Consider the following 11,274-nt stretch of genomic DNA (forward strand, 5'->3'; position numbering starts at 1 on the left):
CTTTAACGGGACGGGGGCGGACCGCCAGACTGGGGGCGTGAGCGACTTCGATCTCCTCGTGCTCGGATCCGGGCCCGGCGGGCAGCGCGCGGCCATCGCCGCCGCCAAGCTCGGCCGCAAGGTCGGCATCATCGACCGCCGCGACATGATCGGCGGCGTCTGCATCAACACCGGGACGATCCCGTCCAAGACGATGCGCGAGGCCGTCCTGTACCTGACCGGCCTCAACCAGCGCGAGCTCTACGGCCAGAGCTACCGGGTCAAGGACGACATCACCGTCGCCGACCTCGGGTTGCGCACACAGCACGTCATCGGCCGGGAGACCGACGTCGTCCGCAACCAGCTCGCCCGCAACCGCGTCACCGTGATGCCGGGCACCGGACGGTTCCTGGAGCCCAACACGATCGGCATCACCGGCACCGGCGACCGGGAACAGAAGGTCACCGCCGAGCGCATCGTGATCGCGACCGGCACCCGCCCGGCCCGCCCCGGCACCGTCGACTTCGACGACCGGACGATCATCGACTCCGACGGCATCATCAACATGGACCGCATCCCGGAGACCATGGTCGTCGTCGGCGCCGGCGTCATCGGCATCGAGTACGCCTCGATGTTCGCCGCGCTCGGCACCAAGGTCACCGTCGTGGAGCGCCGCGAGCGCATGCTCGACTTCTGCGACCTGGAGATCGTCGAGGCGCTCAAGTACCACCTGCGCGACCTCGCCGTCACGTTCCGGTTCCGGGAGAGCGTCGCGTCCGTCGAGCGCATGCCGGACGGGGCGATCACCGTCCTGGAGAGCGGCAAGCGCATCCCCGCCGACACCGTCATGTACTCGGCCGGGCGGCACGGCATGACCGGCGACCTGTGCCTGGACGCCGCCGGCCTCACCGCCGACCAGCGCGGCCGGATCAAGGTCGACGACGATTACCGCACCGAGGTCCCGCACATCTACGCGGTCGGCGACGTGATCGGCTTCCCGTCCCTCGCCGCCACCTCGATGGAGCAGGGCCGCCTCGCGGCGCACCACGCGTGCGGCGAACCCGTCTCGGAGATCAACGAGACCCAGCCCATCGGCATCTACACGATCCCGGAGATCAGCTTCGTCGGCCGCACCGAGGACGCCCTGACCGAGGCCAAGGTCCCCTTCGAGGTGGGCGTCTCCCGCTACCGCGAACTGGCCCGCGGCCAGATCATCGGGGACTCCTACGGGATGCTGAAACTCCTCGTCTCACCGGAGGACCGCCGCCTGCTCGGCGTCCACGTCTTCGGCACCGGAGCGACCGAACTCGTCCACATCGGCCAGACGGTCATGGGCTGCGGCGGCACGGTCGACTACCTGGTCAACGCGGTCTTCAACTACCCGACCCTCGCCGAGTCCTACAAGGTGGCCGCGCTGGACGCGATGAACAAGATGCGCCACATCGCCCGCCTGTCGGGTTAGGACGGCCAGAGCAGGTTCTCCAGCTCCGCGTCGATGTCGATGAACTCGGTCTCTTCCCCCGCCGGCACGGCCTGGTACGTCCGGTGCAGGAAGTCGGCGAGCGGTGACAGCGGCACCTCGAACAACGCGTCCCCGAACGGGGACGACAGCGCGATGTTGAGCGAGCCGTCGTCGTCGGCAGGCCAGACCTCGACGTCCCCGTCCCCGACCCTGCGCACGATGCCGACCGTGAGGAGCTCCCGGGCGAAGATCCACTCCACCGGTTCGTCGTCGCCCACGTAGAAGGCCATCCGGATCGCGTACGGGTCGTCGGCCGCGTACTCGAGCCCGGCGAGCAGGGGGACGGTCGTGCGGTCGGGGACGACGAGACGAAGGCCCAGCTGCGCTGAGACGGTGGTACTGCTGTTCATGGCCATTCCCTCTAACGTCGGTCCCGCTGGCTCGCGGGGTGCTCCGGTGGGTGGTTCTCCCTCTCACGGACATCCCCGCGATCTATGACGCCTAACTGCCAGATGCCGGCCGAACATTCCGGCGCCCCCGGTGCCTGTGATCCATCTCACCGTAGCAAAACATACGTCTGACCTGCGCAAAAGCCGATCTTGCGGGGGTCTGTCCGGGGCAATCCGGGCCCTCCGAGGGGTCCCCGCGAAGCCGCCGTCTGGCTTAAGGTAAATCCGTGGCAATCAATCATGAAAAGGTCGCCCCGCCTCCGGAGGAACACGGCCTGTTCCACCGCCTCCGCGCCCGGGTACGGCGAAACCCGCTGCTCAACACCGCCTGGCGCGCCGGCGTCTTCACCGTCGGCGCGACCGTCCTCGCCGGCGGCCTCGTCATGATGGTCACCCCCGGCCCCGGCCTCCTCGGTATCGTCATCGGCCTCGCGATCCTCGGCACGGAGTTCGCCTGGGCCCAGCGCGCCCTCCACCGCGCCAAGACCGCCGCCGACCGCGCCAAGGAGAAGGCCCTCGACCCCCGCAAACGCCGCCGCAACACCATCCTCGGCACCTTCACCGCCGTGGTGGTGGCCGCCGCGGTGGCCGCCTACCTGGGCGTCTACGGCCTGACCCTGCCCTGGAAGATCGAAGACCCCACCTTCTGGACCTGAGCACCCGACCTGCCATGCCGCTTCCCCCGGACGCCTCCGCGAACGCCCACCCACCACCAAGATCACGAACTGCCCCAGCCGGCCTACCCGGGCCGTCTGCGCCTCGCCAGCAAGCCCATCCGCCCCACCTGGCACGACCGCCACGGCCCCTTTGACCGCGCGCGACCACCCCCCAACATGCGCTAGAGTTTCCGACGTCGGAACACCCGGGGCGATTAGCTCAGTGGGAGAGCGCTTCGTTCACACCGAAGAGGTCACTGGTTCGAACCCAGTATCGCCCACCCCTTACGACACAGGCCCTCCCGCTCACTCGCGGCAGGGCCTTCCTGGTCCACTGGGGCAGATTTGGGGCATGATCTTGCCCCGCCTCAAATGTGTTCACGAGATCACCGTCCAGGTTGCTCACTCTACGTAGCAGAAGGCGCGGTGGTCCGTGCGGACCACCGCGCCGCGGCCTGATGTCAGGCGCTTCGCAGGGAGACCACCGTTCCCTGCTTGTCCCGCCTCGCGGCCAGGAGTTCGGCCAGGACCGGAAGCGGTGATCCCGGAGCCATTTCTGCCCGCTCGTCGAGAGCCCGTTCCCAGCGCAGCTGAAGCTTGGTCTTCAGCTCATCCCGCATGGCATCGGAGACGTGCGTATAGACGCCTCGGATGCCCGGAACGATGTGGCCCAGCCGGTCGGCTTGGAGGACCTCGGGAACGCCGTCCTCGGCCATCCAGGTCTTGTGGCCGTGCCGCAGGCCGTGCGGTGTGAGCTCGTCCACCAGAGGCAGCCAGGAGGCCACGGGCGTGTCCGGTGGAACCGGCTTGAGCCCCCGCCCTTGCGGTGGATGGAACGGCTGGTCGGGCCGGGCCGCCGGCCATGGCGGCAGTGGCGTTCCGGGCCATTGGGCGGCGTCCACCAGAACCGGTCGTCCCGGGTGTTGCCGCTGCCCGGGGAAGCGTCCATGGGCTGCGGGTTGGAACACCCGCCGTGCGTAGTTGCTGCGTCGGTGATGACCGGTGTCGGCTCCGAGGAACAGGAACTCGCCCTTGCCGCCGCACGCAGGCCGCCGTCCCGCACAGGCGCAGCGACTCGCCCTCTGGGCCTGCCGGGAGACGAGGCCTGCGAGGAACGGAGGCAGATCGACGGCCCGATAGGAGTCGTCCTTGGGCGGCGCCATCTCCAGGCGCCCGGAGTACTCCCGCAACTGCCAGTCGATCTGGACGTGGTCGAGCCGGCAGAGCGGTCGCTGCAGCCCCATCGCCTCCCCCCACCGCATCCCGCTGTAAGCGGTGAGCACGATCAGGACGAAGTCGTCCTCTCGTCCTGCCAGCAGCCCGCACCGCTCGGCGAGGAGCAGGACCTGCAGCGGTGTAGCCCACGCCTTCTCCGGGCCCGCGAGCGCCGTGCGCCCGCCGAGCGCGCTTGCGCCCGCGCCCCTTGCGCTTCTCGGCGACATTGACCGCCAGCAGACCCCGGTCCTTGGCGTCGCCCAGGATCGTGCCCAGCATGGACCGGGCATCAGAGGCCGTCCGATGCGAGAACCCTCGCCCGCGGGTCCGCTTCTCCCAGGCCACGATCTCCTCCGGGCTGGTGAAGGTGTTCACCGGCCGGTCGCCGAACGCCGGGAGGATGTGGTGGTCGATCAGATACCGGTACTTGAGCTCGGTGGTCGGCTCGATGTCCTGACCCGCCCACCAGAGCTCTATCCAGTCGGCCAGTAGCGCGGCCCCCTGCCGGGGGTCGTGCCACCTATCTCGTCTTATCTGTGCTTCCTGGTCGTTACCCCAGTTCAGCGCGGCCTGTTTGGTCTCGAACCCGCCCTCGGAGGCTCGTGTCCCATCGGGCCGCTGGTACCGCACCCGCCAGGCCTTGCCGCGCTTCTCCGCGTTCGCCATGGATTCCTCCTTCGTCTGGTTCCCAGAAGTTCGGCGGGGCCTACTGACGGCCCCGCCGCCTGCTGACGACCGGCTGCTTCGAGCCGGCCGCGATGATCGCGGCGACGTCCTGGTCACTGAACCGCAGATGCTTGCCGATGAAGGTGCACGGGATGGCCCGCGCACTCGCCTTCTTGCGCAGCCACGACTCGCGCACCTGCAGCATCGCCGCCGCCTCGCCGGGCGTGTACAGCCGGACGTCGGGCCTCAACCCGCGCTCTGGACCGGCCATGCGCTGCCGAGGATCCTGCTCACCTTGCAAGGTCACACCTCGCTTCGCCGCCTGGCTGCGGACACACGATCACGTGCCACGCCCGCAGCCACAGATCAGGGACGGAAAGCACCCTTCACAAGAGATGGACGACCTTGACCACAACTTTACACGGAAAGTAGTCGATTGCGTACGCTCAGTCGAGCATGTCGCTGAGTCGACGAGCTTGCCGGGGTCTTCGCCCGGAGGCTCCAACGGACCAGCAAGGAAGCCAGGCTGCCCAACGCATAGGTCGGCATGTCCGGCGAAGCGGGTTCCCCAAGTGACAACGCCGGGTCGATCATCCACGTCGTGACGTAGGCGGATGTATCTGCCGGGACGGCGGCCGGTGGCCAAGGCCGGCTTCGACCGCGACACCTTCGCCATCCATGTGTGGCGGTCGGTGCGGGCTCACGGCGACACCAAGACCGAGAAGTCGTGTCGGACGCTGGAACTCCCGCTGCGGGCGGCGGATGCTCTGCGCCGGGCATCACGCGCACCGGACCTCCCAGCGGCTCAAGGCGGGGGAGGCGTGGTGCGATAGCGGGCTGGTGTTCTGCTCGGCGACCGGGAGTCCGTTGGACGCGGCGAACGTGCGGTGGGCGTTCCGGCTCGTCACCAGGAAGGCGGGGATCGGGGAGTTCTAGTCTCCGCGCGAGTTGCGTCACTCGTTCGTCTGGATCATGAGTGACGGCGGGGTGTCCATGGAGGCGATCGCCGATCTGTGCGGGCACTCCTCCCCGGCGGTCACCGGTCAGGTGTACCGGCATCAGCTCCGGCCGGTGATCAGCAGGGGCGCACGGGTCGCCGACTCGGTGTTCGGTACGGCGAGTCGGCGTAGGTCGGCCGGTGGTGGCTCCCCTTTTGGCTCCCCATCGAATTTCAAGATCGAAAAAGGGCTCCGGAGTGATCTCCGAAGCCCCTCTGAGCTGGTGTTTCTCTGTCGGGACGGCGGGATTTGAACCCACGACCCCTTGACCCCCAGTGCCCAAAAAACATTCAATCCGCCTCCTGCACGATCCGTCGAGTTCATGAGAACATGCAGGTCAGAGGCCTAGAGTGCGTGACGTGCAGTCATCCTGGATCCCGCCCCGTGGGGCAGAGTCCACTAACGAGCCACTAACAAACGATCATTCGGGGGAGTGACGTTGGGGTACGCGTTCAAGCGCATCGACCGCCACTGCAAGCCGCGCTACACCGCCTGCTACGAAGACCTCAAAGGCAAGATCACATCGGCAGGGACCTTCTCGTCCAAGAAGGAGGCCGACAGGGCCTGGTAGTGCGCCGAGGCCGAGGTCGGCAAGGGCCGGGACCTCAACCTCAAACAAGGCCGGCAGACCTTCAAGAAGTACGTCGAGGAGACCTGGCTGCCCAACCACGAGGTCGAGCCGACCACCATGCAGAGCTACCACTACTCGATCTACAAGCACGTCATGCCCGAGTTCGGCGCGATGCGGATGATGGACATCCTCCCCGAGCACGTCCGCGCCTGGATCAGGCAAATGAAGAAGAACGGCGTCTCCGCCGCGACCATCCGCTACAACAAGGTCGTCCTCAGCGCCATCTTCACCACCGCCCTGAACGACCAGGTCACCTACATCCACCCCTGCAAACGAGTCCGCACCCCCACCGTCCCCGAGAAACCGCTGGAAATCATCAGCCCCGAGCAGTTCGACGACCTCTACCACGCCCTCCCGGACGCCGACTCCAAACTCCTGGTCGAAACCGCCATCGAAACCGGCCTGCGCTGGGGCGAACTCACCGAACTCCGCGGCCGCGACCTCAAAACCCGCTCCCGCCTCCTGACGGTCAGCCGCGTCGTCGTGGAGCTCAACCCGAAGTTCCACCCCGAGGGCAAACGCTTCCTGGTCAAGGACTACCCCAAAGACAAAGAGTGGCGCCGCTTCAAGCTCAGTGACCAGATCGTAGCCAAGCTCGAAGACCACATCATCGAAGAGAAACTCGGTTCTGACGGGCTGCTGTTCGTCTACCAGCCGGAAGCCACAGCCGGGGAGCCACCCGCCCCTCTCGACCCCGAGGCACTCGGCTGGACCGAAGAGAACGCCAAGGGGCGCCGGTACAGGCACGGCACGCTGAGCGCCTACAACGCCGCCAAATGCCGCTGCGACCACTGCAGACGAGCCTTCGCCAAATACCGCGCCCGCCGCCGTGCCGACGGCAAGGACAACCCCCGCGAACCACGCCGCCGCGAGACCGACGGCCACATCCCCGCCAACTGGTTGCGCAACCGGATCTGGAAGCTCGCCCTCAAGAAGGCCGACCTGGACGCCAAGGTTCGCATCCACGACCTCCGTCACGCCCACGCGTCCTGGCTCCTGGCCGGCGGCGCCGACCTACAAGTCGTCAAAGAACGCCTCGGCCACGGGTCCATCTCCACCACCGAGCGCTACCTCCACACCCTCGATGACGCCGACGACACAGCCCTCGCCGCCTTCGACAAGATCCGCAGCCGCCGCCGCACCGACTGACGACCTAGTACGGCAGTCGTAGAACGTGATCTCGTCATCGGCGGCTGAGGCGGGCCCGGTGGTGGAACCAGCAGGCGCGGGCTTGGTGGCGTCGCCGCCAGGTGTGCCAGCGCAGATGGTGCTCGATGCTGTGCCAGGTTCGGGTGAGTAGGTTGACCAGGTGTTTCACCTCGGCAACGGTGAGCGGAATCAGCCCCGGATCGGCTGGTGGTGCCTGGTCTGGGCTGATCGGCCGGGGCGCGAGGCCATCGTTGGCGCGTGCTTGGGCGGCGGTAACGGCGACCACGGCCAGGGCTTTCCATGGCCAGAACGAGGTGGCGCAGCAGCGCCGGGTAGGTGCGGACCTGTGAGTGGTCCAGGCCGAAGGCGTCCTCGCCGACCTGGAAATCCTCTTCCACGGGCCAGCGGCGTCCGGCGACCCTGATCAGCGCCCGCAGTGTCACCGGCCGGCCTGCGGGCGCGAAGCACAGGTAGAACGCCAGCTCACGGATACCTTTGGTGTTCGAGACCAGGCTGCGGCGGATCAGCAGGTGATGGCGGGGATCGACGGTGCCGACCCAGGCCCAGGCGTACCGGCATTCGCCTTTGGACCCGGCCCCGCAGGAGTCGATGACCCAGTCAGAGGCGATCAGTGTCTTGAGCGCGCTGTCGGCCCGGGCCGTGGTCACCGGGCTGAGCGCGAGACGGGTCGACTTGGCGATTCCCAGCACATACCCGGTGCTGACCTGGTCTGTTTCCAGCCAGGCGCGCAGGCCCGGGTCGCGGCCGTAGACCTCGTCGCCGGTCACCCAGCCCGGGAGCCGGGCCTCGGCGTGCAGGTCGGCCAGGATCTGCCGGCCCAGCTCGGGCTTGGTCGCGAACACGATCTTCTCGGGCACCCCGCCCGGGCCCGCCGGTCGGTGACGGTGGCCCATTCGCGTGGCAGATAGGGGCGGGCGCCGACCAGCGCATGCCCCGCCTGGGTGGCGAAACTGCAGTACACGACGTTGATGGCGCCCGAGACCCGGCTCGCGCAGCCCACGTACTGCCGCTTCACCCCGGCGGTGGCGGTGCCCTTCTTCTTCTGGCCTGACTCGTCCAGGATCGCGACCGCGTCACCATCGTCCAGATGCCCACAGACGAAACTGCGGACGGCCGCCATCGCGGCCATCGTGTGCCGCTTCGCGCGTTCCAGCCGGTGCTGCATCTTGCCCGGTGTCGCATCGCCCGCATGCTCGGCGATCGTCCAGCAGTTCTTGCGCGGCAGGTCGCTCATCAACGCCCGCACATACTTCCTTGCTTGAACCCGCGGCTCCCACCTGCGGAAACATCCGGCCATCGAGCCCATCAGCCCGTCGAGATGACCACAGACCGCCCCGGCCTCTGCCATGACGGCAGCAGCCGCCCAATCTTCTTGCGTCACAACTCGAAGATCATCGGGCGGCTGTCCTACGTTACGGCCGGTGGCAGCGCTCAGATCACGTTTCTATGACTGCCGTACTAGGCGCTGTGATCGCAGCGCGTCAGGCAAGATGTGTCAACCGGAAGCGATCACCGATATGTCTGCGTCATCCTGCGGTGATGCTGGCTGCACAACCTCCGGATTAAAAGTCGGCTGCTCTCGTATCAGATCAACGCTCTCAGTATCGAACTGTGCCACTCTGTCCGCATCCAGCACCATCCCCGTGCCGCCACATCCCGCTCCGTGCCAGTCAGGTTCGGAACCGCCGAGCAGACACCGAGCAGACACCGAGCAAACATGGGCGGCCACTGAACGCGTGTGACAGCCATGGGAGTTCGTGTTGGTGGGGTGACACGCCCCGACAGCACATGGCCCGCCCATTCACAATTCGGCGCGCCCTACCGCATTCCGGTTGGTGCATAGCCTGCAGCGGACTCACCGGATTGGTAAGAGCCTGCACTCAGAATCGGACACCTGCGTGCAGGCTTAACACTACCGGCACTTGCGGGATTGTTGGAGGTAGGCAAGGTCCAGTTTGTTCAGCCTCATGGTGCGCCGGGTCGAAGCAGGTACCGGGTCCGCCCCAGACCGGCTCCACCCCCACCCCCCTCAACGCCCGCCTAACCATCCCATCCCGCTTCCCAATCCCGTGACCGTGTGTCGATGGAGTGACTACGTCCGCTCACACAAGGTGCCGCCGGCTGTTGCCAAACCGTGCTGCCCCTTCCTCATGGGGCGGTGATCTCATGGGTGAAGGAGTAGCGGTCGAGTTCCGCCGACAGTGGGCCGTACCCGTCGGCGTCGCCGTCGGCGGGGTGGATGCGGGCGTGGGGGCGGCCGTCGCGCATGTCGACCTCCACCTGTCCGGTCAGTCCCGTCCGGGTGAGTTCGTCGGCGACGAGGCGGCCGACAGCGTCTTGAAGGAGGGCGGGTTTGTAGATCTTGCCGACGGCGGTGGTGGGCAGGGCGTCGACGATGTGCACCGTTTTGGGGGCCGCGGCTGGTTCGTGGGCGTGGGCGCGAGCCCAGGCCAGGAGGTCTTCCTCCGTTGCCTGGGAGCTTTGCGTGAGGACGAGGTAGGCGGCGGGTACCTCGCCCGAGTGCGGATCGGGGGCGCCGATGACGGCGGCGGCGGTGACGTCGGGGTGGGCGAGCAGGGACTCCTCGACCGGGCCGGGGTCGATGTTGTGCCCGCCGCGGATGATGAGGTCTTTGGCCCGGCCGGTGAGGTAGAGGTAGCCGTCGGCGTCGACGTGGCCCAGGTCGCCGGTGAGGAGCCAGCCGTCGAAGATCTTGCCGGTGGGGTCGGGGGCGGGTCCGGTGGGGCCGGGGCGCAGGTAACCGGGGAAGACGCTGGGGCCCTTGATGGCCAGCACGCCGGTCTGGCCGGGTTTGCAGTCGGCGATGGGTTCGTCGTCGGCATCGACGGTGACGGCCTTGACGTGCTGGTACGGCAGGCGCAGCCCGACGGTGCCCTCGCGGGGCGCGAAGGCGGGGGTGGCTGCGGTCGCGCAGGTCGCCTCGGTCAGCCCGTAGCCTTCCAGCATGGGGACGCCTGCGGCGGCCTCGAAGGTGGTGCGGACCTTCTTGGGCAGGGGGGCGGCACCGACGGCTCCGGCGCGCAGGCTGGACAGGTCGACGCCTTCGGGTACGGCGGAGAGGTTGGCGTAGACGGTGGGCACGCCGGAGAAGCTGCTGACCTTGTAGTGGGAGATGATGTGCCAGAAGTCGGCCATGAGGGCCTTGTCGCGGTAGCCGAGCGGGCCGAGGGAGACCACCTGCCGTCCGTGCATGAAGGGGCCGAGCCCGGTCACGTGCACGGCGTTGACGTGGAACAGCGGCAGGCCGGCGAGCACGACGGCGTCGTCGAGGTAGGCGCCGGAGCAGCCCAGGGCCCAGGCCATGTAGACCTCCATGGCGTGGGTGTGGGGGGCGATCTTGGGGACGCCGGTCGTGCCGCCGGTGTGGAAGTAGGCGGCCAGGTCGCCCGGGGAGGGACGGTGCGGGGTGTCGAGCCGGTCGCCGCTCTGGGTACGGGTGAGCGCGCCGAAGTCGGTGGCGATGTCGCTGGGGGCGGGAGGGGATCCGACGGCGGCGAGCGCCCGCAGCCGGGGCAGCCGGGCTGCGATCCGCTGGGCCTTGGCCCACAGGTCCGGGGCGAGGTCCGGTCCGGGAGCCAGGAGCAGGTGGGCGCCGGTCAGCGTGAGGATCTCCACCAGGTGGTCTTCGGCGAGCATGGGGTTGACCGGGTTGGCGATGCCGACGGCCTGGGCGCCGAGCAGCGCGGCGTAGGTGGCGCCGAGGTTGGGGAGCATCAGGGCGACGACCCCGGCTTCGGGCAGGCCGAGCGACAAGTAGGCGTTGGCCGCCCGGTGCACTTCCTCCAGCAGGCGGCCGAAGGTCCAGGCGGGTGCGTCCCGCCACGCGGCGCCGTTCTCGCCCAGCAGGTGCAGGGCGGGCCGGTCGGCGCGGGTATGGGCGGTGCGGGTGAGTAGCTCGTAGGTGCTGTCAGGCAGGTCTCGGTCGGTGAGCGGCACGGTCTCGATGGCCGGGACGTCCTCGGGGAAGAGGACGAGGGGACGGTCACCTCGGGTGTGCGGGGCGGGCGTCATGGTGTCTCCTCGAGAG

At 68.1% G+C, this 11,274-nt stretch carries 11 protein-coding genes, 1 tRNA gene and 2 pseudogenes; 7 read left to right on the forward strand and 7 right to left on the reverse strand.

Translation table 11 applies throughout. The features are described 5' to 3' along the window. Positions 1 to 37 precede the first annotated feature (37 nt). A complete protein-coding gene (gene sthA / locus AL2_RS32160) occupies positions 38 to 1,441 on the forward strand; it encodes a Si-specific NAD(P)(+) transhydrogenase (protein ID WP_067640356.1) in 1,404 nt (467 codons plus the stop codon). On the opposite strand, the gene AL2_RS32165 is transcribed toward sthA, so the two are convergent. After that, positions 1,438 to 1,851, reverse strand: coding sequence for an SsgA family sporulation/cell division regulator (locus AL2_RS32165; protein WP_067640416.1), 414 nt, complete (start codon positions 1,849 to 1,851; stop codon positions 1,438 to 1,440). The genes sthA and AL2_RS32165 overlap by 4 nt on opposite strands. A gap of 266 nt (positions 1,852 to 2,117) precedes the next feature. On the opposite strand from AL2_RS32165, the gene AL2_RS32170 reads away from it, so the two are divergent. After that, on the forward strand, positions 2,118 to 2,546 hold the full coding sequence (locus AL2_RS32170) for a TIGR02611 family protein (RefSeq protein WP_067640358.1): 429 nt from the start codon (positions 2,118 to 2,120) through the stop codon (positions 2,544 to 2,546). Positions 2,547 to 2,755: 209 nt separating this feature from the next. Continuing rightward, positions 2,756 to 2,827: transfer RNA gene (locus AL2_RS32175), tRNA-Val, on the forward strand. 180 nt (positions 2,828 to 3,007) lie between these two features. Here AL2_RS32175 and AL2_RS37810 read toward each other — a convergent pair. Next, complete coding sequence (locus AL2_RS37810) at positions 3,008 to 3,988, reverse strand: site-specific integrase (protein WP_067640360.1); 981 nt, start codon at positions 3,986 to 3,988, stop codon at positions 3,008 to 3,010. Between the two features lie 50 nt (positions 3,989 to 4,038). Here AL2_RS37810 and AL2_RS39555 point away from each other — a divergent pair, with 50 nt between their 5' ends. Further along, the gene (locus AL2_RS39555) at positions 4,039 to 4,218 is read left to right on the forward strand and encodes a hypothetical protein (RefSeq protein WP_067640362.1); all 180 of its coding nucleotides are present in this window, start codon (positions 4,039 to 4,041) and stop codon (positions 4,216 to 4,218) included. On the opposite strand, the pseudogene AL2_RS40190 reads toward AL2_RS39555, so the two are convergent. Both AL2_RS40190 and AL2_RS32190 read right to left on the reverse strand, forming a co-directional pair. Further along, positions 4,170 to 4,427: pseudogene (locus AL2_RS40190) on the reverse strand (hypothetical protein); the annotation flags it as partial. The gene AL2_RS39555 and the pseudogene AL2_RS40190 sit on opposite strands and share 49 nt — an antisense overlap. A 40-nt stretch (positions 4,428 to 4,467) precedes the next feature. After that, entirely contained in the window at positions 4,468 to 4,698 is a 231-nt protein-coding gene (locus AL2_RS32190) for a helix-turn-helix domain-containing protein (protein WP_067640364.1), read from the reverse strand. A 1,160-nt stretch (positions 4,699 to 5,858) separates the two neighbouring features. Between AL2_RS32190 and AL2_RS39560 the strand changes: the two genes are divergently transcribed. The 3 genes and pseudogenes from AL2_RS39560 (at position 5,859) to AL2_RS32195 (ending at position 7,205) form a co-directional block, all read left to right on the forward strand. After that, entirely contained in the window at positions 5,859 to 5,996 is a 138-nt protein-coding gene (locus AL2_RS39560; RefSeq protein WP_245667083.1) for a hypothetical protein, read from the forward strand. Between the two features lie 69 nt (positions 5,997 to 6,065). Continuing rightward, positions 6,066 to 6,206, forward strand: a pseudogene (locus AL2_RS39900) (tyrosine-type recombinase/integrase); the annotation flags it as partial. A 12-nt stretch (positions 6,207 to 6,218) separates the two neighbouring features. Further along, the gene (locus AL2_RS32195; protein WP_281181642.1) at positions 6,219 to 7,205 is read left to right on the forward strand and encodes a tyrosine-type recombinase/integrase; all 987 of its coding nucleotides are present in this window, start codon (positions 6,219 to 6,221) and stop codon (positions 7,203 to 7,205) included. Here AL2_RS32195 and AL2_RS37820 read toward each other — a convergent pair. From AL2_RS37820 to AL2_RS32210, 3 genes are all read right to left on the reverse strand, one after another. Continuing rightward, positions 7,124 to 8,083: a hypothetical protein gene (locus AL2_RS37820; RefSeq protein WP_168444739.1), complete on the reverse strand. Its 960-nt coding sequence runs from the start codon at positions 8,081 to 8,083 to the stop codon at positions 7,124 to 7,126. The genes AL2_RS32195 and AL2_RS37820 overlap by 82 nt on opposite strands. Beyond that, positions 7,990 to 8,472: a transposase gene (locus tag AL2_RS32205; protein WP_245667085.1), complete on the reverse strand. Its 483-nt coding sequence runs from the start codon at positions 8,470 to 8,472 to the stop codon at positions 7,990 to 7,992. Before AL2_RS32205 ends, AL2_RS37820 begins: the two co-directional genes overlap by 94 nt. Before the next feature lie 902 nt (positions 8,473 to 9,374). After that, entirely contained in the window at positions 9,375 to 11,258 is a 1,884-nt protein-coding gene (locus AL2_RS32210; protein ID WP_067640370.1) for an acyl-CoA synthetase, read from the reverse strand. Between the last annotated feature and the right edge of the window lie 16 nt (positions 11,259 to 11,274).

The organism is Actinomadura latina NBRC 106108, from assembly GCF_001552195.1.
In the GTDB taxonomy this organism is placed as follows: Bacteria; Actinomycetota; Actinomycetes; order Streptosporangiales; family Streptosporangiaceae; genus Spirillospora; species Spirillospora latina.